Source organism: Homoserinimonas flava (genome assembly GCF_054969005.1).
Map to the genome: position 1 here is coordinate 313412 of NZ_JBUEQS010000003.1, position 19959 is coordinate 333370.

Below are 19959 nucleotides of genomic sequence, written 5' to 3' on the forward strand. Positions count from 1 at the left end.
CGCCGTCGCACAAAACACCCGCCCAATCGCGGGGAGCGGCCGGGTAGGCCGCGCGGGCGGAGTCGCTAGGCCCCGCGCGGCTGCCCCGAGAGCACGCCATCGATCGCGTCGCCGATGAGGTCTTTCATGCTCAGCGTCCACGTCACGGTGAGGTGATCCTGGTCGCGGTACACGTTGGCGCCGCTCACGACGGGGTGGCACTCTTCGGCATCGCAGTACAGGTCCGTGAGGTCGAGCAGGGCATATGCCTCGGCCCCCGCAATCGCGATCGGATCCTCCTCCGGCAGCACATCGTCGCGCAGCTCGGTGCATGCCGCCGGGTCGTTCTGCCGCAGACACTTGTTGGGGTCTTCAGCGAGGTCGGGGTTGTCGACGATGGTCACGACGGGGGTGTCGCCCGCCCAAGCCCACGCCTCGGTGAACCCGGATGCCGCGGCATCCGTGTCGGCGTCGGGGTAGGGGGTCGCGGCGAGCGCGGCGGTGAAGATTGCGTCGAACGGTTCGCCGCCCTCAAGTTCGGCCTGCAGGTTCTGCTGCCAGGCCGCGCAGGAATCGGTGAACGCCGTGCTCGGGCCGCCGACCTCGGTCGCGGTCCACGGGCAGGCGCCCTTGAGGTAGGTCGTGAGAGCCCAGCCGCGTTCGTCGGCGAGCACGATCATCGCCTCAATGAACTGGTAGGCGTGGCTGTCACCGATGAGGGCGACGCGGGGGGCATCCGCATCGTCTGAGCCGAAGGTGCAGCCGACGAGCTCGGAGTTGTTGAGCTGCACGAAGCATTCTTCGCGGTCGGGCGAGTCGGCGTTGCCGAAGCCCGGGCTCGGGATGATGCTGCCGGCGAGGTCGGGGTTCTCGCAGCCATCGGCAGAGAGGGCGCCGAAGCATTCGGGAAAGTCTTCGCGGATCTCGGCGAGCTCGGCCGCCGCCGCCTCATACTTGGGCTGATTGACGACATAGGCGAGCCCAGCGAAGGCGGCAGAAATCGCCATGAGGATGACGGCAAACGCGGCGGTGACGCGCGGGCGCCGAGTCGTGAGGAACCGCCACTGGCGTCCCGGATCTTCGACAAACTTCTTGGTGAGCCATGCGAGCACGAAGCAGAGCACAAAAAGCGTGAGCCGGTGGGCGGTGCTGAGCCCCCAGCCCGGCACATACGGCGCGATGATGATGAGCGGCCAGTGCCACAGGTACAGCGAGTACGAGATGTCGCCGATGAAGCGGGCGGGGCGGAGGCTCAACATGCTGCCGGCATCCCACCAGCGTTCGGTGCGACCGGCGACGATGACGGCCGCAGCACCGAGCACCGGGACGAGCGCCATGGAGCCGGGAAACGGCGTTGTCGCATCGTAGAAATAGCCGGCGAGGAGGATGGCGACGAGCCCGCCATAGCCGAGCAAGTTCGACATCCAGGCCCCGCGCGGGCGCAGACGCGGCAGCAGGGCAAGGAGGCCGCCGATGCCAAACTCCCACATGCGCGTGAAGGTCACGAAGTAGGCCGAGGCCGGCTCGAGTGCCGTGTAGACGACAGAGACGATGAGCGAGAGCACCGTGACGGCGACGACCGTGACGATGAGGGCGGCGGTGCGGCCCTGCGTGAAGAACTTCGCTCCGAGCCCCACCCCGGCGAGCAGCAGCAGCGGCCAGAGCACATAGAACTGCTCTTCGAGCGAGAGGGTCCAATAGTGCTGCGCCATGGTGGCGTCACTGCCGGCGGCGAGGTAGTCGACCGAATCGGCCGCGAGCAGCCAGTTCTCAAAATAGAAGGTGCTCGCGAGGATCTCGCGCACCGTATCGCCGAGCCCGCTCAGCGGCAACACCAGCAGTGTCGCAACCGAACAGAAGACGAGCACCGCGATGGATGCCGGCAGCAGGCGCCGCGCCCGCCGCGCCCAGAACTGTGGCAGGCTGATGCGCCCCGTGTTCGTGAGCTCGCGCACCAGGTGCGCCGTGATGAGGAACCCGGAGATGACAAAGAAAATGTCGACACCGATGTAGCCGCCGGAGAGGCGCCCAGGCCAGAAGTGGAACAGTACAACCAGGAGTACCGCGATGGCGCGGAGCCCCTGAATGTGGGATTCGAAGTGCTTCGGCCGTTCGGTGCGTGTACGCCGACGGGCGCGAAGTGTCTCAGACATCGAGGGCCAGAGTACCAGCGGCCAAGTGCCGCTCCCAGTCAAACCACGGCCACCCAGCACAAGAATGGACCTGATGTCTGATCTCTCTACGAAACCCTGGCTGTCGTCATACGCGAAGGGTGTGCCCTACGAGGTCGAGCGGCCACGCGAAACCCTCGTGGAGATGCTTGCGTCAAGCGTGAAGCGACACGGCCGTCGCCCCGCCCTCGACTTCTTCGGCGAGAGCATGACCTACCGCGAACTCGGCGAACAGGTCGAGCGTGTCGCCAACGGCCTGAAGGACCTCGGTGTCTCCGCCGGCGACCGCGTCGCCATCGTGCTCCCGAACTGCCCACAGCACGTCGTCGCCTTCTACGCGATCCTCCGGCTCGGGGCGATCGTCGTCGAACACAATCCGCTCTACACGGAGCGCGAACTCCGCCACCAGTTCGAAGACCACGGGGCCCGCGTCGCCATCGTGTGGGACAAGGTGGCGGCATCCGTCGTCGCGTTCCCCAGCGATCTCGGCGTCGAGCATGTGGTGTCGGTCGATGTGACGCGGGCGATGCCCCTCAAGACTCGCTTCGCGCTGCGCCTGCCGGTGTCGGCGGCGAAGAAGTCGCGCGCCGCCCTCACGACGGGCAACACCGTGCGCGGCACCGTGGACTGGAAAGACCTGACGGATGCCCACCCGCTGCGCCACTCGCATCCGTCGCCATCGATCGGCGACATCGCCGTGCTGCAGTACACGAGCGGCACGACCGGAATCCCGAAGGGTGCCGTGCTCACGCACGCCAACCTGCGCGTCAACGCGATGCAGGGGACCGCGTGGGTGCAGGGCATTCGGGCCGGGCGCGAAACCGTCTACGGCGTGCTGCCGATGTTCCATGCGTACGGGCTCACCCTGTGTCTCACCTTCGCGATCAGCATCGGCGCGCGCCTCGTGCTGTTCCCCAAGTTTGACGAAAAACTCGTGCTCGACGCCATGCGCACAACGCCCGCGACGTTCATGCCCGCAGTGCCGCCCATCTATTCTCGCCTCGCCGCAGCTGCGAAGAAGCGCCGGGTGAGCCTCCGCGGCATCCGCTTCGCCATTTCCGGCGCCATGAGCCTGCCCATCGAAACGGTGGAGGCGTGGGAAGAAGCGACCGGCGGGTTGCTCATCGAGGGCTACGGCATGACCGAAACCGCCCCCGTCGTCGCCGGCAATCCAATGGGGCCGACGCGGCGACCCGGCACGGTCGGGGTGCCATTCCCGAGCACCGAGATCAGGGTCGTCGACCCCGACAACCCTGAGATCGACTGCGCCGCTGGCGACGAGGGTGAGCTGCTCATCCGGGGGCCCCAGGTGTTCCAGGGGTATTGGCGACGCCCCGACGAAACCCGCGAAATACTGCTCCCTGGCGGATGGCTTCGCACCGGCGACATCGTGTCCGTGGCCCCCGACGGCTTCATCACGATCGTCGACCGCATGAAAGAGCTCATCATCACCGGCGGGTTCAACGTCGCACCGTCCGAGGTCGAAGAAACGCTCGTCGCGCATCCGTCGATCGCCGAAGCCGCCGTCGTCGGGCTGCCCAATGCGGGCGGGGGCGAGGATGTCGCGGCCGTCGTCGTGCTCGCCGACGGCGCGTCACTCGACAGCGACGCGGTGCGCAAGTTCTGTCGCGAGCACCTCACCGCCTACAAGGTGCCTCGCACGGTGATCGCGGTTGACGAGTTGCCCCGCTCGATGATCGGCAAAGTGCTGCGCCGGGTCGTGCGCGAAGAGTTGCTCGACCGCTGACGCACGCGCGTCCCGTCTCGCGCACTCGACTCGGGCCGTGAAAGGTCATTCTTCGCGCCAACGCCGCGCCGTTGGCGCAAACATTGACCTTTCACGGGGGTGGAGGCCTTAGACCCCGGACACGTCCGAGCGGCTCACCTGCAGGCCTTCGGCATCCGGCTGCAGGTTCACGAGCACCGTGTCGCCGTCGGTGATACGTCCGGCGAGGATCGCCATCGCGAGTCGGTCATCGATCTCCTTCTGCATGAGACGGCGCAGCGGGCGCGCACCATACATGGAGTCGAAGCCGCGCTCGGCGAGCCAGGCCCGGGCATCCGGGGTGACGGCGAGGGTGAGCCGACGGTCGGAGAGGCGACGGGCAAGCCGGTCGATGTAGAGCTCGACGATCTGTGCGAGATCTTCTTCACTCAGGATGGAGAAGATGACGATGTCGTCGAGCCGGTTCACGAACTCGGGCTTAAACGTCTGGCGCACCGCCAGGTTCACGGCCTCTTCACGCATCTCGGGCGTCATGGTCGGGTCGACCAAGAACTGGCTGCCGAGATTCGACGTGAGAATGAGGATGGTGTTGCGGAAGTCGACCGTGCGGCCCTGTCCATCGGTGAGCCGGCCGTCGTCGAGCACCTGCAGCAGCACGTCGAAGACCTCCGGGTGCGCCTTCTCGACCTCGTCGAGCAGGATGACCGAGTACGGCCGCCGCCGCACCGCCTCGGTGAGCTGACCACCCTGCTCGTAGCCGATGTAGCCGGGAGGGGCACCGACGAGCCGCGACACGGAGAACTTCTCCCCGTATTCGCTCATATCGATGCGCACCATGGCCTTCTCGTCGTCGAAGAGGAACTCGGCGAGGGCGCGCGCGAGCTCCGTCTTGCCGACTCCGGTGGGGCCGAGGAACATGAACGACCCGGTCGGCCGACTTTCATCGGCGATGCCGGCACGCGATCGGCGCACCGCATCCGATACCGCTCGCACCGCCTTTGTCTGCCCGACGAGGCGTCTGCCAAGCTCGGTCTCAAGATGCAGCAGCTTCTCGGTCTCGCCCTGCATGAGGCGGCCGACCGGGATGCCCGTCCACGCGGCCACGACGGAGGCGATGTCGCCGTCGGTGACCTGGTCGTTGACCATGCGGTCGCCCTGCACTTCGCCGTGCTCGGCATCGGAGATGCTCTTCTCGATGCGCGGGATGATCTCGTAGTTCAGTTTCGATGCCGACTGATAGTCACCCTCACGCATGGCGAGGTCGAGCTTGATGCGCGCATCGCTGAGCTGATTCTTGAGCTCGCCGACATCCTGCAACGCCGACTTTTCGTTCTTCCAGCGTGCCTCGAGGTCGAGCAGCACCTGCTGCTTTTCGGCCATGTCTTCGCGCAGCTTCTGGAGTCGTGCCTTCGACGCGGGGTCTTTCTCCTTCTTGAGGGCGAGCTCCTCGATCTTCATGCGGTCGACGGCACGCTTGAGCTCATCGATCTCGACTGGCGACGAGTCGATCTCCATCTTGAGTCGGCTCGCCGCCTCATCGATGAGGTCGATCGCCTTGTCTGGCAGTTGGCGGCCCGTGATGTAGCGGTTGCTGAGGGATGCCGCGGCGACGAGCGCATTGTCGGCGATCGCGACACGGTGGTGGGCCTCATAGCGATCTTTGAGTCCGCGGAGGATGGCGACGGTGTCTTCGACGGAGGGCTCGCCGACATAGACCTGCTGGAAGCGGCGTTCGAGCGCGGCATCCTTCTCGATGTATTCGCGGTACTCGTTGAGCGTCGTCGCGCCGATGAGGCGGAGTTCGCCGCGCGCGAGCATGGGCTTGAGCATGTTGGCGGCCGCGACAGAACCGTCGCCGCCGCCGGCACCCATGAGCGTGTGGAGTTCGTCGATGAAGGTGATGACCTGGCCGTCGGAGTCGTTGATCTCTTTGAGCACGGCCTTGAGCCGCTCCTCGAACTCGCCGCGATATTTCGCACCAGCGACGAGCGCCGCGAGGTCGATCGAGACGAGGCGCTTGCCCTTGAGTGAATCGGCGACGTCTCCGGCGACGATGCGCTGCGCGAGGCCTTCGACGACGGCCGTCTTGCCGACGCCGGGCTCGCCGATGAGTACGGGGTTGTTCTTGGTGCGGCGGGTGAGCACCTGGCTGACGCGGCGAATTTCGGCGTCGCGGCCGATCACGGGGTCGAGTTTGCCGGCGCGTGCGATTTCGGTGAGGTCGACGCCGTAGCGCTCAAGTGCGGTCTTCTGCTCTTCATCGGTGCCGGGGGCGCCCTGCATGTTCGCCATTTGCTATCCAATCTCGGGGGTCGAGTCCGGGTGACTCGCGTGTGCTTCGTTTCCGATTGCGTTGTTTCGGGGGGTTGTGCCGCCGCCGGCTACCGAAACGGTGACCGTGAACTTCGGGTTCTGTGCGACGACACGGGTGGGGCCGACCGAGCGGGTGAGCGCCGCGCGGTAGGCGAGGTGGGAGTTGTAGACGGTCCAGAGTTCGCCGCCGGGTTTCAGCACCCGGGCGGCGTCGTCGAAGAGGGTGAGGGCGACTCCGGCGTGCACGGCCGACCCCGAATGGAATGGCGGGTTCAGCAGCACCAGGTCGGCGCAGGCGTCGGGCTGCGAGGCGAGCCCCACATCCCGGGTCACGGTCACGGCAAGGTCGTTCGCCAGGGCCGTCGCGCGGGCGGATGCCACGGCCGCCGCCGACTGGTCGGTGGCAAGCACGGCGACCCCCGTGCGGCTGCGGGCGATCGCTGAGGCGAGGATTCCGGTGCCGCACCCCAGGTCGATGGCGGTGCGTGCATCCGGCTTCATTTCGCGCAGGTGGCGCAGGAGGGTGCGCGTGCCGATATCGAGTTTGGTGCCGGCGAAGACGCCGCCGTGGGCGACGACCCAGAGCCCGAGCTCGTCGTTGTATTCGCGCTGCGGCCACTCGGAGGGTGCCGCGTCGCTGCGGATGCCGCGGGCGACGAGCACGCGCGACTTCTGTCGGGCGAGCGAGGGGGTGACGACCTCGAAGTAGCGGGCGAGCACGTCATTCATGGCGGGGGTGAGGTGTTTGATGCGGCCGCCGGCGTAGACGACGACGGAGGGGTCGGCGTGCGCGGCGATGAGCGCGGCGATTTCGTCGAGTTCGCCGAGGCTCTTGGGCAGCTGGAGCAGCACGGTGCGGGCGCCGGCGAGGAGCGGGGCGCTGAGTTCGAGCTGCTCGAAGTTGTCGCCGAGGTCGAACGCGGCGGCGTTGTGGCCAAGCGCGAGTTGGCCGACGAGGGCGTCCTGGTGCACGCGCACGTTCCACGCCCCATGGAGGGCGATAGCGCCGAGGGTGAGCGCTCCGTGCCGGTCGCCGATTACTGTGACGGCGTCTGGCGCACCCTGGATCGCGCCGCGAGCCTCATCAAGGATGAGCCGGTCGCTCGCGTCGACCGCAAACAGGTTTGGCGCCTCAACGTCGGGGTAGCGGCGGAGGGTGTCGAAATCGAATTCGGCCATCACGAGCTCCCGCGCTCGAGGGGCCGCCACACGACGACCTGGTTGGCGCGACGCACCCGCTCGCCCGCCCGAAGCGACACAACCGCCCCCGTCTCGTCGGCCGCGAACACCCGCCGGCCCGACTGCTTCAACAGTTCGTCGGCGAGTGCCGCCTCAAGCTCCCGCACCCGCCCACTGAGGTGGCTCACCTGGTTTTCGAGCGTGAGAATGCGACGGATGCCCTCAAGGCTCACCCCCTCAGCGCCGAGTGCCGCGATCTCCCGCAGCTGCACGACATCGCGCATCGAGTACCGCCGCGATTTACCGCTCGTGCGTTTTGGGCTCACCAGCCCAAGCCGGTCGTACTGCCGGAGCGTCTGCGGGTGCATACCAGCAAGCTCGGCGGCGACGGCGATCGCAAAGAGCGGGGCGGCGGGGTCCACGGTCAGGCCTTCCGCGCCCTGGCGAGCAGGTCGTCACGCGGGTTCTCATCTGGTAGTGCCTTCGCCAGCGCCTTGACGGCCTTCGCGGCATCCGGGGTCAGGCGGTCTGGCACGACGATCTGCACGGTCGCGAGCAGGTCACCGGATGCCCCACCCGAGGTCACCCCGCGGCCTTTGACCCGCAGCACACGCCCACTCGGGGTGCCGGGCGCGACCTTGAGCTTGACGGGCTCGCCGCCGAGTGTGGGCACCTCAATCGTGGCACCCTGCACTGCCTCAATAAATGTCACCGGAACCTCCACGCGAAGATTGTTGCCCTCGCGGGTGAACACCGGGTGCTTCTTCACCGTCACCGTGAGCGTCAGGTCTCCGGGAGGGCCACCATCGATGCTCGCCTCGCCCTTGCCTTTGAGCCGGATCTTCTGGCCGTCGCTCACCCCGGCGGGGATGCGCACATTCATGGGCTTGCCGTCGACACCCTGCAGCCGCACCGTGTCGCCGTTGATGGCCGAATCGAAATCGAGGGTCGTCGTCGCCGTGACATCCCGGCCCTTCGCCTGGCCACGGAACCCGGCACCGCCCCCGGCACCACCGCCGAACATGCCGCCAAAAATGTCACCGAAATCGCTCGACTGGTAGCCGCCGCGGGCACCACCAGGGGCACCGCCGCCCTGGCCGAACATGCCGCCGAAGATGTCGTCGAAGCCGCCCTGCTGCCCGCGGCCGCCAGCCGTGAACCGGGGGGCACCCATACCCATCGCCCGCACCTGATCGTATTCACGACGGGTTTCGGGGTCGGCGAGCACCGCGTGCGCCTCGCTAATGTCTTTAAAGCGAGCCTCAGCGCGCGCATCACCCGGATTGGAGTCGGGGTGAAACTGGCGCGCGAGCTTGCGGTAGGTCTTCTTCAGGTCGGCATCAGAAACATCTTTCGAGACGCCGAGCACCTTGTAGAAGTCCTTCTCCAACCAGTCCTGACTGGCCATCAGACCCCTTTCAAAATTCGTTGATTGAGTAGGCCCGCCAGGGCCGTATCGAAATCCGGCACGATCACCGTGGGGGTTTCGATACGGCCGCGAGCGGCCTACTCAACCAGCGGGAATCAGTCCTGCGGCACCGCCACGGCCACCTGGGCCGCGCGGAGAAGGCGTTGCCCGAGGCGGTAGCCGACCTTGTGCACGTCGAGCACCGTCATGACCGTGACATCCGGGGTCGGCACCTGGGCGATGGCTTCGTGCGTGTTGGGGTCGAACTCGTCGTCTTTGGCCCCGACCCGCTCAAGCCCGGTGCGGTCGAGCGTCGCGCGGAGTTTCTGCGCGATAAGCACGAGCGGCCCCTCCTCGAGGTCTCCGTGCTTTTCGGCACGGTCGAGGTCGTCGAGCACTGGCAGGAGCGAGGTGACGATGTCCTGCACGGCGAGGAGGCGGTTGGCCTCCCGGTCACGCTCGACCCGCTTGCGGTAGTTGGCGTATTCGGCCTGCAGTCGCTGCAGGTCGGCGAGCCGCTCCGCCGCGAGATCGTTGGCCGACTCCTCAAGGAAGGAGAGGTCGGTGTCGTCGAGTGAGGTCTCGACGTCGGGACCTTCGGCCTCGAGGAGGCCGTCAGCAGCCTCCTCGAGGTCGTCGCGACCGACGTCGGGCTCGGGCACGTCGGCGCCCTGGTCCTTGTCGTTCTTCGGGTCTGTCATTGCTACTTCTTCTCATCCTCGTCTACGACCTCGGCGTCGACGATGTCTTCGTCGCTGCTGGTCGCGTCGGCGGCGGGCTCGGCGGCGCTCTCGGCCTGCGCGGCGGCGTAGATCTCTTCGCCGATCTTCTGCTGGCTGATGTTGAGCTTGTCGAGGGCCGTCTTCACAGCGTCCTCGTCGTCTCCGGCAAGCGCGGACTTGACCGCATCGAGGTCACTTCGGACCTCGGTCTTCACCTCGTCGGAGAGCTTGTCCTCGTTCTCGGTGATGAGCTTCTCGGTCGAGTAGACGAACTGCTCGGCCGCGTTGCGGACCTCGGCCTCTTCGCGACGCTTCTTGTCTTCGGCCGCGTGCTCTTCGCCCTCACGCACCATGCGCTCGATGTCGTCCTTCGACAACGCCGAGCCACCCGTGATGGTGATGGACTGCTCCTTGCCGGTGCCTTTGTCTTTGGCGTGGACCTGCACGATGCCGTTCGCGTCGATGTCGAACGTGACCTCGACCTGCGGAACGCCGCGCGGTGCCGGCGCAATGCCGGTGAGCTCGAACGTGCCGAGGTTCTTGTTGTCCCGCGTGAACTCGCGCTCACCCTGGAAGACCTGGATGGCGACCGAGGGCTGGCTGTCATCCGCCGTCGTGAAGGTTTCGCTCCGCTTGGTGGGGATGGCGGTGTTGCGCTCGATGAGCTTCGTCATGATGCCGCCCTTGGTCTCGATGCCGAGGCTGAGTGGGGTCACGTCGATGAGCAACACATCCTTGCGCTCACCCTTGAGCACGCCGGCCTGGAGGGCGGCGCCAACGGCGACCACCTCATCCGGGTTGACGCCCTTGTTGGGCTCCTGCCCGCCGAGCAGGTTCTTGACGAGCTCGGTCACGGCGGGCATGCGGGTCGATCCGCCGACGAGCACAACGTGCGCGATGTCCTTGACGCTGACACCCGCCTCCTTGATGACGTCGTTGAATGGGCGCTTGGTGCGCTCGAGCAGGTCGGCCGTGAGTTCTTCAAACTTGGCGCGGGTGAGCGTCTCGTCGAGGTTGGCTGGGCCGTTCTCGGTGAGCGAGAGGTAGGGCAGCTGGATGCTCGCGCTCATCGACGACGAGAGCTCCTTCTTGGCCTGCTCCGCCGCCTCCTTGAGACGCTGCTTTGCAATCTTGTCGTTCGAGACATCGACGCCCGTCGTCTCCTTGAAGCGCTTGATGAGGTAGTCGACGACGCGGGCATCCCAGTCGTCACCGCCGAGGCGGTTGTCACCGGCGGTCGAGCGCACCTGGATGGTCGAGAAGTCGTCGTCCTTGCCCACCTCGAGCAGGGAGACATCGAACGTGCCACCACCGAGGTCGAAGACGAGGATGAGCTCGTCCTCCTTGCCGCGGTCAAGGCCATAGGCGAGGGCGGCCGCGGTGGGCTCGTTGATGATGCGCAGCACGTTGAGGCCGGCGATCTCGCCAGCATCCTTCGTGGCCTGGCGCTCCGAGTCATTGAAGTATGCGGGAACCGTGATGACGGCATCCGTCACCGGCTCGCCGAGGTACTGCTCGGCGTCGCGCTTGAGCTTGGCGAGGATGCGCGCAGAGATCTCCTGCGGCGTGTACTTCTTGCCGTCGACATCCTGGGTCCAGTCGGTGCCCATGTGGCGCTTGACGGACGCGATCGTGCGGTCGACGTTGGTGACCGCCTGGCGCTTCGCCGTCTCGCCGACGAGGGTTTCGCCGTCTTTCGTGAATGCAACCACCGATGGGGTGGTGCGGAAGCCTTCGGCGTTGGCGATGACGGTTGGCTCGCCACCCTCCAGGACTGAAACCACCGAGTTGGTGGTTCCGAGGTCGATACCTACTGCACGAGCCATGCGTGTTCTCCTTAGATGTTGCGGTGTAAGACAGGAAGTCTGTGGGCCCTCGGCCGTTCATCGCAGAATGCGAGAGTTGAGTCGGACATGCTCAAGTTTATTCATGAGTCGAGCGATGTCAAGTTTGCTCCCGAAAACCTGAGTCGAAGCTACTCAACTTCGCCACGCCACGCTGCCCCCACTTGTGGAGCACCGAATGTTTACCCATCGCCGCTAGCCTGAGCGCATGAGCTCCGACACGCAGGTCGATGTGAAAACCCAACGGCAGCGCATCGTCGCCTGGGCCCTGTGGGACTGGGGATCGGCATCGTTCAACGCCGTCGTCACCACCTTCGTCTTCAGCACCTACCTCAGCAGCCAACTCTTCGTCGATCGGGCCATCGTCGAGGCCGCCGGCGGTGACGACCGCGACCCCGCCCTCGTGCGGGCCCTCGCCGAGAATGCCAGCCTCGTCGGGGTGGCGCTCGCGATCGCCGGCGTGCTCATCGCCCTGCTCGCCCCCGTGCTAGGACAGCGCTCCGACGGCTCAGGCCGGCGCAAATACTGGCTCGCCATCAACACGCTCGTGGTGGTCCTGGCGATGACCGCCATGGTCTTCGTCGAGGGCACCCCCGAGTTCCTCGTGCTCGGGGCCGTGCTCCTCGCCGCCGGCAACGTCTTCTTCGAATTCGCGAGCGTCAACTACAACGCCATGCTCGTGCAGGTTTCCACGCGTGACAACGTCGGCAAGATCTCTGGCTTCGGCTGGGGTCTCGGCTACGTCGGCGGCATCGTGCTCCTGCTCGTACTCCTCGTGCTCTTCATCGGCTTCGACGACACCGGCATTCTCGGCATCACGAGTGACGGCGGGCTCAACATCCGTCTCGCCGTGCTCGCCTCCGCCATCTGGTTCGCGGTCTTCGCCCTCCCGCTCCTGTTCCGCGTGCCCGAGATCGAAAGCACCGAACGGGCCAATCGCGTCAGCTTCTTCGCCTCCTACGGCGTGCTGTTCAACACCATTCGCAAGCTCGCCAAACAGAGCCCCCAGGTGCTGCTCTTCTTGCTCGCGAGTGCCATCTTCCGCGACGGGCTCGCGGGCGTCTTCACCTTCGGGGCCATCATCGCGGCGCAAGTCTTCGGCTTCTCCAGCACCGAAGTCATCCTCTTCGCCATCGCCGCGAACCTCGTCGCCGGCATTGGCACCTTCGTCGGCGGCTGGCTCGACGACAAGCTCGGCGCCAAAACGATCATCATCTTCTCGCTCGTCGGGCTCGTCGCCGCCGGCACCACCGTGCTCTTCGTCGGCGACGGGCAGACCGGCTTCTGGGTCTGCGGTCTCATCCTCTGCCTCTTCGTCGGCCCGGTGCAGTCGGCGAGCCGCAGCTTCCTCTCCCGCATCACGCCGGTCGGGCGCGAAGGCGAAATCTTCGGGCTCTACGCCACCACCGGCCGCGCCGTGAGCTTTCTCACCCCGGCCCTCTTCGCCATGTTCGTGGGCTGGTCGGGCGACACCCGCCTCGGCATCCTCGGCATCGTGATCGTCTTGCTCGCCGGCCTCGGAGTCATGGTGTTCGTCAAGGCAAAGCAGTCCGAAATAAGCTGACCCTCTGCAACAGGAGGGCCCCACCTTCGGAAACTCAGGAGATCGTGCACCGGCTCGCGCCGCGGCCCCGGAATCTCGCGACCCGGGGCGAGCCGCGGCATCAAATCTCCTGAATTTGCGCGGCGGGCAGATTGGGAGGTGGCGGATGTCACCGCTCGGGTGCACTCTTAGGTCATGACCAACCCCACCTTCGTTAAGGCCGAACTCCTGCGCTCGCTGCACGTGCCCGGCAGCCCCCTCATCGTCGCCAACGTCTGGGATGCCGTCACGGCACGCATCGTCGCCGACGTGCCAGGAGTGAAGGCCCTCGCCACCGCAAGCCACTCGATCTCGTTTGCGCACGGGGTGCCAGACGGTGAAGGCCTCACCGTCGATCAGGCCCTCGCCGCCGTCAAACTCATCATCGACGCCACTGAGCTCCCCGTCTCAGTCGACTTCGAAAAGGGCTATGCCGAAGACGCGAGAGGTGTCGAAGCGAATGTCGAACGGCTCATCGAGCTCGGCGCGGCCGGCATCAACATCGAAGACAGCGTCGGGCCCGCCAAAGCACCGCAGTTCGACATTGACACCGCCGCCGCCAGGGTCGCTGCCGCCCGCAAAGCGGCCTCGGTCTCCGGGGTGCCGATCGTCATCAACGCCCGCGTCGACACCCTCGCCGGGCCGAACGGCGAATGGGACGAAGCTGTCAAGCGCGCGAACGCCTACCTCGAGGCCGGCGCCGACTGCATCTTCTTTCTCGGGCTCAACACGGAAGAGAAGGTCAAAAACGCCCTCGCCGAAGTTGACGGACTCATCTCCGTCATCGGCGGGCCAGGCGCCGTGCCACTCAAGCGTCTCGCCGAACTCGGCGTCGCCCGCGTGAGCTTCGGTCCGGGCACGCTCGGACTCACCCTCGCCCACCTGCAGGCGGCGACCGCGAAACTTGTCAGCCTCGACGAATACCCCGAGGAGCTCGGCTTCAAGTATTGAGGCAGGGCGCAGCATCCGCCCCCTGAATCGTTGTGGGGGCGGGGCAGGATGCGTATCGTGAGGGCATGGCTGAGAGACCGATCGGATATTGGCTGAAGCTCGTCGACCGCCTCATCGAGGAGCGGTTCGCCGCCATCATCGAAGAGCACGGCGTGACCAGGCGGCAGTGGCAGCTACTCAGCGTCATTGCGGCGAGCCGGGCGACAATCGAACAGCTTGATGCGGTCATCGCGCCGTTTCTTGAGCCGGGCGGCACCGAGTCGGCAAGCGACCACCTGGGCGAGCTGAGGGAGAGCGGCTGGGTCACCGTCGAGGCGGGCGAATATGCCATCACCGAGCGCGGCACGATCGCCTTCACGCGCCTCAGCGAGGTCGTCGATGGGCTGCGCAACTCGGTCGCGCAGGGGCTCAGCGAAGACGAGTACGCGACAACGCTGCGGTCACTCGAGACGATGGCGCGCAACCTGGGGTACGCGGAGTAGCTGGCGGCAGGGGCGGGCGGCTACGCCGAGAGGTTCCACCAGAGGATGAGCAGCATCGTCACGAGGAACCCGCACGCGAAGTTGAGCGCGAGGAACTTGCGCCAGCCGCGGTGTGCTGTCTCGGCAGTGGCATCCGTGATGCTCCAGAAGGGTGCGCACGCCCAGACGTATGGCAGCGCGAGCACGGCGGCGAGCGCCGCAGGCCACCCGGCAAAGAGCAGCAGCGCGCCCGCGAGCAGGTAGAGGCCGATCGCGATGCGCACGGTCGTGCGGGCACCGAAGACGGTCGCGATGGAGGCGATCCCTCCCTCCCGATCGGCGAGCACGTCTTGTACTGCACCGAAAGCGTGACTCGCCATCCCCCATGAGAAGAATGCGGCGAGGATCATCCAGAGCGCGGGTGTCAGGTCGGCACCCGCGAGCACGAGCCCGAAGAGGGCCGGCGACACAAAGTGGGTGGCGGAGGTGACGGAGTCGAGCACGGGGCGCTCTTTGAAACGGAGCCCCTTGGCCGAATATGCGATGACCGCGAACACGCTGACCGCGAGCACAAGCCACGAGAGGGACCCGCCGACCACGACGAGATAGAGAAGGAACGGGATGTTGCTGAGCGCCGCCGCCCAGAGCGTCGGGCCGTGCAGCGACGGGTCGAGGAGTGCGCCCTCCACGCCGCCCTTGCGCGGATTCGCGAGGTCAGACTCGTAGTCGAACACGTCGTTGATGCCGTACATCGCCAGGTTGTAGGGGATGAGGAAGTAGATGGTGCCGACGATGAGCACCGCGTCGACCTCGCGCACCGTGAGCAGGTAGGCGGCGGCGAAGGGGAACGCCGTGTTGATCCAGCTCAGTGGCCGTGACGAGAGCAGCAGGGTTCTAATCGTGTGCACGCCGGCGCCCCTCCAGCAGGTGCCACAGGGACGGCAGCAGCACGACGGCCGCGATCGCGTAGGCGAAGTCTTCGAGCGGGGCGAGCCCCAAGAACGCGCCCGAAATGCGGTCGGGGTTGTAGGTGAAGAGGTCGGCGGCGATCATCAGGTTGTCGAACACCGCCGTCATGAGCAGCACGGCGATGCCAGTGATGACGACGGCCCGCCACTTCGGTGCGCGGCGGGTGAGCAGGGCGCCGGATGCGACGACCGCCGTCACCGCGAGGAACACCGCGTTGAGCGCCCAGTAGGTCATGGGTGCTCCGTTTCGGGATTCGATACGGCGCTGGAGCGAGGCGCGCTCAGCCAGCCATACGCATTCATCGTGACCCAGCAGAGGAGGGCGAGGAAGAAGACCTCCTCGAGCGGGAGCTCGGGCGCGAGCTCGATGCCCGTCATCCAGGGGCTGCCGCCACGGTAGAAAATGTCGAGGCCGATGCCGCCGAGATCCCAGAGGAGAAAGAACGCGACACCGAGGGGGAGCACCATCGCGGCCCGGCGTGCGTCACGCCAGAAGAAGAGGGTGAAGCGCCGGTCGAGCAGGCCCATGCAGAAGAGCGAGACGAGCAGTGCCCCGAGATACGCGAACGCCATCAGGGGCGCTCGGGAGGCAGCGCGGTTTCGACAGGCTCAACCGGCGGGGTCTGTGCTTCGGGGCGGGGTTCGACGGGCTGAACCCGCGAGGGGGCCGGCTCCGGCAGCGCCTCCGTCGAGGTGTCACCGCGGAGCCGCTTGAGCACGAGCTCGGCGCTGATGAGGCACATGGGCAGGCCGATGCCGGGGATGCTCGAACTGCCCGCGTAGAGCAGCCCCTCGACGTGTTTACTCGCGTTCGCTCCGCGGAAGAACGCGCTCTGCTTCAGGGTGTGCGCCGGGCCAAGGGCGGAGCCCTTCCAGGCGTTGAGGTCGGCCGCGAAGTCGGCCGGGCCGACCGTGCGGCGCACGATGATGCGCTCGGCGAGGTCGGGGGTGCCCGTCCATTCCGCGATCTGCGCGATGACCCTGTCGCCGAGGGCGTCGAGCTCGGTGAGACTCGGGTCGGCGGGGATCGGCACGAGCACAAATACGTTCGAGGTGCCGGCTGGCGCGACATCCGGGTCGACGCCGGAGGGCTTGCAGACGTAGAGACTCGGCACCTCGGGGATGCTCGTGGTTTCGCCGAAGATGGCGTCGAAGTTGCGGCGCCAGTCGCGCGCGAACAGCAGGGTGTGGTGTTCGAGCGCCGGCAGCTCGCCCTCGACGCCGAGGTAGAGGAGCATGGCGCCGGGGCCTGCGACCCGCTTCTTCCAATACTCGGCCGGGTAGGTCTGATGCTGTCGCGCGAGCAGCGTGGTTTCGCTGTGGTGCAGGTCGGCGGTCGAGACGACAAGTTCGGCGTCGATGACGTCGCCGCTCTCGAGTTCCACACCGATGGCGATACCGCCCGAGACGAGGATGCGCGAGACGGGCGCCGAGGTGCGGATCTCCACCCCCGCGTCTGCCGCGAGTGCGGCGATGCGGTCGATGACCCGCGTGAACCCGCCCATCGGATAGTAGACGCCGTCGGTCATATCGAGGTGGCTCATGAGGTGGTACATGCTCGGCGTCTGGAACGGCGACGAGCCGAGGAACACGGCCGGGTAGCCGAGGATCTGCCGCAGGCGTGGGTCGCGCACCGTGCGCGCGGCGAAGCTGTCGAGGCTCTGCAGGAGGAGTCGGGCGAGCCGTGGCATCCGCCCGAGCACATCGCCCCGAAGGAGCGGCGCAAACGACGCGAAGGTCGAGTAGAGGAACCGGCGCTTCGCCATCGTGTACGTGTCGGCGGCGGAGTCGAGATAGCGGGCGAGCCGGGCGCCCGCCCCCGGCTCGATCGACTCGAACAGGGCGATGTTCTCGTCGCGATCGGAGGTCACCTCGATGGGCTGCTCGTAGCCTTCGAAGTAGACGCGGTACCCGGGGTCGAGCGTGACGAGGTCAAGCTGTTCGGCCGCGCTCGTGCCCATGAGCCTAAAAAAGTGGTCGAACACTTCGGGCATGAGGTACCACGACGGACCCGTGTCGAAGCGGAAGCCATCAAGCTCGAGCAGCCCGGCGCGGCCCCCAACGGTCGGCTGCTTTTCGAGGAGCGTGACGACGTGCCCTTCGCGCGCGAGGAGCCCCGCCGTCGCAAGGCCCGTGATGCCACCCCCGATCACGACGATCGTCTTGGGGTCTGCGGTGCTCACTGCTGCGGCATCCTTCCTGCGGCGGCGGCGGCCGCGAGGCGCACCTTGACGGGGGTCGGCACGCTGAGCCGCGCTTGCAGGATTTCGGATGCCGGGGTCGCCCGCAGCCGTTTGGCGAGTTCTGCGAACAGCGACTGGGCGAGGCACACGGCGCGACGACTGCCGGCGGGGAGCAGGGGCAGCGCGGCGCTCGAGACCCGAAGGTCGGAGTCGATGTCGTCGAGGATGCGCACTTTGTCGGCCTCGGTGAAGCCGGCGAGGTCGACGTGGGGAAAGTAGCTGCGGCCGAGCGCCTCATAGTCGTCGGCGAGGTCGCGGAGGAAGTTGATCTTTTGGAACGCGGCGCCGAGCGCCCTCGCTCCGGCGTGCAGCTCGAGCAGCTGCGCGTCGCTGCGCTCGTGCCCGACGAGAAACGCGCGGAGGCACATGAGCCCGATGACTTCGGCCGAGCCGTAGACGTAGCGGGCGAACGATTCTGGGTCGTGCTCCGTCTCGTGCACATCGGCCCGCATTGACGCGAAGAACGGTGCCGTGAGCTCGTGGCCGAAGCCAACCTCACGGGCCGTCACGGCGAAGGCGTGCACGATCGGGTTGGTGCAGTAGCCGTGCTCAAGCGCCCGGTTGGTCTGCGCTTCGAGCTCATCGAGCGCCGCGGCGGCCTGATCACGCGCGAGCCCAGCGTCATCGGATGCACCGTCGACGACCTCATCGGCGATGCGCACGAGAGCGTAAATGTTCGCGACGTGACGGCGCACCGGGGCCTCAAGCAGCCGGGATGCCGCGCCGAAGGAGGTCGAATACTCCCGGATGACGAGGGCCGCCGCCCGCTCGCACACGCGGGTGTAGAGGTCGAGGCGACGCAGTGACTTCTGCTGGGTCAACGACCCCTCCTCAGGACGATGTCGATCACGGGCTCAAGCTGGTGCCGCAACGCTGCCGGGATGTGCGGTCGGGTCAGGACGGCGTTGGCCCGCTCGACATGCTCGGCGAGCAGCGCTTCGGCGTAGGCCTTCGCACCGCTCGACTCAAGCTTCGCACGGAGGGCGTCGGCATCGGCATCCGACAGGGTTGGCGAGCCGAAGAGGGGTGCCATGTCGGCCCACACTTCGGTGGCGGCGGCGTGCGCGACGAGCACGGTGCGCTTGCCCTCGCGCAGGTCGCTCGTATTGGATTTGCCCGTGACGACGGCGTCGCCGAACGCCCCGAGCAGGTCATCGACGATCTGGTAGGCGGTGCCAATCTCCTGGCCGAAATCGCCCATCGACTCGATCACGGTCTCGTCGGCACCGGCGAGCACGGCACCCGCCTTGAGCGGCACCTCGAACGAGTAGACGGCGGTCTTGAGGCGAGCCATCGACAGGATGTTGTCGACGGTGGGGATTGAGATCGAGCCCGAATAGTCGAGGTCGAGCAGCTCGCCGGCGGCACTCGCGAAGAGGGCCTCATCCATGAGCTCGACGAGGCGCTCGCGGGTCGCCTCGCTCACCCCGCTGCGGTCGATGAGGCGATACGAGTAGAAGAGGGCGAGGTCGCCCGCGACGACCGCCGCGCTGAGACCGTGATGCTCGGCTTCGCCATCCGGCACCCCGGCCGCCCTGGCCCGGTCACGGTAGGTGCCCGAAATGTTGGGCCGCCCGCGCCGCACGAAGTCACGGTCGATGACGTCATCGTGCACGATGAGCGCGGTGTGCAGGAGTTCGAAGGCCGCGCCGACCCAGGCGACCGACTCGCTCTCGCGGCCGCCGAGCCCGTCAAACGCGGCGACGACCATGCGGGGCCGAAACATTTTGCCGCCCGTCGTGTTCTCGCGCAGCTCGCGCCACAGCTCCACGTATTGCGGGCCGTGGGCGACCGCTCGGCTTCCGGATGCATCGAAAAACTCGTCGAGCACGCGAACAACATCGTCGTAGCGCTGTCGCCCATCCGGGTGCGGCAGACTACGCATCATGGATTCACTCTCCGAACTTGTCGTCCTGCTTGCCGAGGATGGGTCACGCATCGGCACCGCCGATAAGGCGACCGTGCACACCGCGGAGACCCCGCTGCACCTGGCCTTCTCGTGCCACCTGTTCAACGACCGTGGCGAGATTCTCGTGACCCGCCGCGCGCTCGGCAAGGCGACCTGGCCCGGCGTGTGGAGCAACAGCTTTTGCGGCCACCCCGGCCCTGAGGAGGACCCGGTAGCGGCGATCGTGCGGCGCGGGGAGCGTGAGCTCGGTGCCACGGTGGCCGACGTTGAGGTGGTGCTGCCGGGGTTCCGCTATCGGGCGGTCGATGCATCCGGTGTCGTCGAGAACGAGGTGTGCCCCGTGTACCGCGCGCGGCTCGTCGGCGAGCTCGCCCCGGCGGCGGACGAGATCGCCGAATACGCGTGGGTGAGCCCCGCGGACCTCGCGGCGGCCGTGACAGCGACGCCATTCGCCTTCAGCCCGTGGCTTGCGATGCAGCTCGAGCAGTGGCCCGCGAACTGAC

18 protein-coding genes are annotated in these 19959 nt (G+C 66.9%); 5 read left to right on the top strand and 13 right to left on the bottom strand.

The features are described 5' to 3' along the window. Nucleotides 1-65 precede the first annotated feature (65 nt). Complete coding sequence (locus tag ACY48M_RS10255) at nt 66-2132, bottom strand: acyltransferase family protein (protein WP_462820188.1); 2067 nt, start codon at nt 2130-2132, stop codon at nt 66-68. A gap of 73 nt (nt 2133-2205) precedes the next feature. Here ACY48M_RS10255 and ACY48M_RS10260 point away from each other — a divergent pair, with 73 nt between their 5' ends. Then, entirely contained in the window at nt 2206-3897 is a 1692-nt protein-coding gene (locus ACY48M_RS10260; RefSeq protein WP_462820189.1) for a long-chain-fatty-acid--CoA ligase, read from the top strand. A gap of 108 nt (nt 3898-4005) precedes the next feature. Here ACY48M_RS10260 and ACY48M_RS10265 read toward each other — a convergent pair whose 3' ends face one another. The 6 genes from ACY48M_RS10265 to dnaK all read right to left on the bottom strand — a co-directional run bounded on the left by ACY48M_RS10265 (nt 4006) and on the right by dnaK (nt 11324). Beyond that, nucleotides 4006-6168: an ATP-dependent Clp protease ATP-binding subunit gene (locus ACY48M_RS10265; RefSeq protein ID WP_462820190.1), complete on the bottom strand. Its 2163-nt coding sequence runs from the start codon at nt 6166-6168 to the stop codon at nt 4006-4008. A 3-nt stretch (nt 6169-6171) separates the two neighbouring features. Then, on the bottom strand, nt 6172-7368 hold the full coding sequence (locus tag ACY48M_RS10270; RefSeq protein WP_462820191.1) for a class I SAM-dependent methyltransferase: 1197 nt from the start codon (nt 7366-7368) through the stop codon (nt 6172-6174). Beyond that, complete coding sequence (locus tag ACY48M_RS10275; RefSeq protein ID WP_462820192.1) at nt 7368-7790, bottom strand: heat shock protein transcriptional repressor HspR; 423 nt, start codon at nt 7788-7790, stop codon at nt 7368-7370. The genes ACY48M_RS10270 and ACY48M_RS10275 overlap by 1 nt, the downstream gene beginning before the upstream one ends. 2 nt (nt 7791-7792) lie before the next feature. Beyond that, on the bottom strand, nt 7793-8776 hold the full coding sequence (locus ACY48M_RS10280) for a DnaJ C-terminal domain-containing protein (protein WP_462820193.1): 984 nt from the start codon (nt 8774-8776) through the stop codon (nt 7793-7795). A gap of 116 nt (nt 8777-8892) precedes the next feature. Further along, nucleotides 8893-9477: a nucleotide exchange factor GrpE gene (locus ACY48M_RS10285; RefSeq protein ID WP_462820194.1), complete on the bottom strand. Its 585-nt coding sequence runs from the start codon at nt 9475-9477 to the stop codon at nt 8893-8895. Nucleotides 9478-9479: 2 nt separating this feature from the next. After that, nucleotides 9480-11324 carry a molecular chaperone DnaK gene (gene dnaK, locus ACY48M_RS10290; RefSeq protein ID WP_462820195.1) on the bottom strand — a complete coding sequence of 615 codons (1845 nt, stop codon included), beginning with the start codon at nt 11322-11324 and terminating at the stop codon, nt 9480-9482. A 226-nt stretch (nt 11325-11550) separates the two neighbouring features. Between dnaK and ACY48M_RS10295 the strand changes: the two genes are divergently transcribed. The 3 genes from ACY48M_RS10295 to ACY48M_RS10305 all read left to right on the top strand — a co-directional run bounded on the left by ACY48M_RS10295 (nt 11551) and on the right by ACY48M_RS10305 (nt 14357). Beyond that, on the top strand, nt 11551-12906 hold the full coding sequence (locus ACY48M_RS10295; protein WP_462820196.1) for an MFS transporter: 1356 nt from the start codon (nt 11551-11553) through the stop codon (nt 12904-12906). A 174-nt stretch (nt 12907-13080) separates the two neighbouring features. After that, complete coding sequence (locus ACY48M_RS10300; protein ID WP_462820197.1) at nt 13081-13875, top strand: isocitrate lyase/PEP mutase family protein; 795 nt, start codon at nt 13081-13083, stop codon at nt 13873-13875. 65 nt (nt 13876-13940) lie between these two features. Next, the gene (locus ACY48M_RS10305) at nt 13941-14357 is read left to right on the top strand and encodes a MarR family winged helix-turn-helix transcriptional regulator (RefSeq protein WP_462820198.1); all 417 of its coding nucleotides are present in this window, start codon (nt 13941-13943) and stop codon (nt 14355-14357) included. A 20-nt stretch (nt 14358-14377) separates the two neighbouring features. Here the strand turns inward: ACY48M_RS10305 and ACY48M_RS10310 are convergent, their stop codons facing one another. From ACY48M_RS10310 to ACY48M_RS10335, 6 genes are read right to left on the bottom strand one after another with little or no spacing between them, the layout of a single operon-like run. Further along, nucleotides 14378-15244 carry a prenyltransferase gene (locus ACY48M_RS10310; RefSeq protein WP_462820199.1) on the bottom strand — a complete coding sequence of 289 codons (867 nt, stop codon included), beginning with the start codon at nt 15242-15244 and terminating at the stop codon, nt 14378-14380. Further along, nucleotides 15231-15539: a lycopene cyclase domain-containing protein gene (locus ACY48M_RS10315; protein WP_462820200.1), complete on the bottom strand. Its 309-nt coding sequence runs from the start codon at nt 15537-15539 to the stop codon at nt 15231-15233. The genes ACY48M_RS10310 and ACY48M_RS10315 overlap by 14 nt, the downstream gene beginning before the upstream one ends. Beyond that, nucleotides 15536-15877: a lycopene cyclase domain-containing protein gene (locus ACY48M_RS10320; protein ID WP_462820201.1), complete on the bottom strand. Its 342-nt coding sequence runs from the start codon at nt 15875-15877 to the stop codon at nt 15536-15538. The genes ACY48M_RS10315 and ACY48M_RS10320 overlap by 4 nt, the downstream gene beginning before the upstream one ends. Next, the gene (crtI, locus tag ACY48M_RS10325) at nt 15877-17487 is read right to left on the bottom strand and encodes a phytoene desaturase family protein (protein WP_462820202.1); all 1611 of its coding nucleotides are present in this window, start codon (nt 17485-17487) and stop codon (nt 15877-15879) included. Before crtI ends, ACY48M_RS10320 begins: the two co-directional genes overlap by 1 nt. Beyond that, nucleotides 17484-18368, bottom strand: coding sequence for a phytoene/squalene synthase family protein (locus ACY48M_RS10330; protein ID WP_462820203.1), 885 nt, complete (start codon nt 18366-18368; stop codon nt 17484-17486). Before ACY48M_RS10330 ends, crtI begins: the two co-directional genes overlap by 4 nt. Further along, nucleotides 18365-19435 (bottom strand): polyprenyl synthetase family protein, encoded by a 1071-nt coding sequence (locus ACY48M_RS10335; protein WP_462820204.1) that lies wholly within the window; start codon nt 19433-19435, stop codon nt 18365-18367. The genes ACY48M_RS10330 and ACY48M_RS10335 overlap by 4 nt, the downstream gene beginning before the upstream one ends. Here ACY48M_RS10335 and idi point away from each other — a divergent pair. Next, nucleotides 19434-19958 carry an isopentenyl-diphosphate Delta-isomerase gene (idi, locus tag ACY48M_RS10340; protein ID WP_462820205.1) on the top strand — a complete coding sequence of 175 codons (525 nt, stop codon included), beginning with the start codon at nt 19434-19436 and terminating at the stop codon, nt 19956-19958. The two genes, ACY48M_RS10335 and idi, sit on opposite strands and share 2 nt — an antisense overlap. The last annotated feature ends 1 nt before the right edge of the window (nt 19959 follow it).

Excerpts from the sequence above, each read along its gene's own strand:
- ACY48M_RS10260 (WP_462820189.1), top strand. The coding sequence starts at position 2,206 with ATGTCTGATCTCTCTACGAAACCCTGGCTGTCGTCATACGCGAAGGGT.
- ACY48M_RS10270 (WP_462820191.1), bottom strand. The coding sequence starts at position 7,368 with ATGGCCGAATTCGATTTCGACACCCTCCGCCGCTACCCCGACGTTGAG.
- ACY48M_RS10315 (WP_462820200.1), bottom strand. The coding sequence starts at position 15,539 with ATGACCTACTGGGCGCTCAACGCGGTGTTCCTCGCGGTGACGGCGGTC.
- dnaK (WP_462820195.1), bottom strand. The coding sequence starts at position 11,324 with ATGGCTCGTGCAGTAGGTATCGACCTCGGAACCACCAACTCGGTGGTT.
- ACY48M_RS10300 (WP_462820197.1), top strand. The coding sequence starts at position 13,081 with ATGACCAACCCCACCTTCGTTAAGGCCGAACTCCTGCGCTCGCTGCAC.
- idi (WP_462820205.1), top strand. The coding sequence starts at position 19,434 with ATGGATTCACTCTCCGAACTTGTCGTCCTGCTTGCCGAGGATGGGTCA.
- ACY48M_RS10295 (WP_462820196.1), top strand. The coding sequence starts at position 11,551 with ATGAGCTCCGACACGCAGGTCGATGTGAAAACCCAACGGCAGCGCATC.
- ACY48M_RS10320 (WP_462820201.1), bottom strand. The coding sequence starts at position 15,877 with ATGGCGTTCGCGTATCTCGGGGCACTGCTCGTCTCGCTCTTCTGCATG.
- ACY48M_RS10255 (WP_462820188.1), bottom strand. The coding sequence starts at position 2,132 with ATGTCTGAGACACTTCGCGCCCGTCGGCGTACACGCACCGAACGGCCG.
- ACY48M_RS10335 (WP_462820204.1), bottom strand. The coding sequence starts at position 19,435 with ATGATGCGTAGTCTGCCGCACCCGGATGGGCGACAGCGCTACGACGAT.
- ACY48M_RS10285 (WP_462820194.1), bottom strand. The coding sequence starts at position 9,477 with ATGACAGACCCGAAGAACGACAAGGACCAGGGCGCCGACGTGCCCGAG.
- ACY48M_RS10305 (WP_462820198.1), top strand. The coding sequence starts at position 13,941 with ATGGCTGAGAGACCGATCGGATATTGGCTGAAGCTCGTCGACCGCCTC.
- ACY48M_RS10280 (WP_462820193.1), bottom strand. The coding sequence starts at position 8,776 with ATGGCCAGTCAGGACTGGTTGGAGAAGGACTTCTACAAGGTGCTCGGC.
- ACY48M_RS10265 (WP_462820190.1), bottom strand. The coding sequence starts at position 6,168 with ATGGCGAACATGCAGGGCGCCCCCGGCACCGATGAAGAGCAGAAGACC.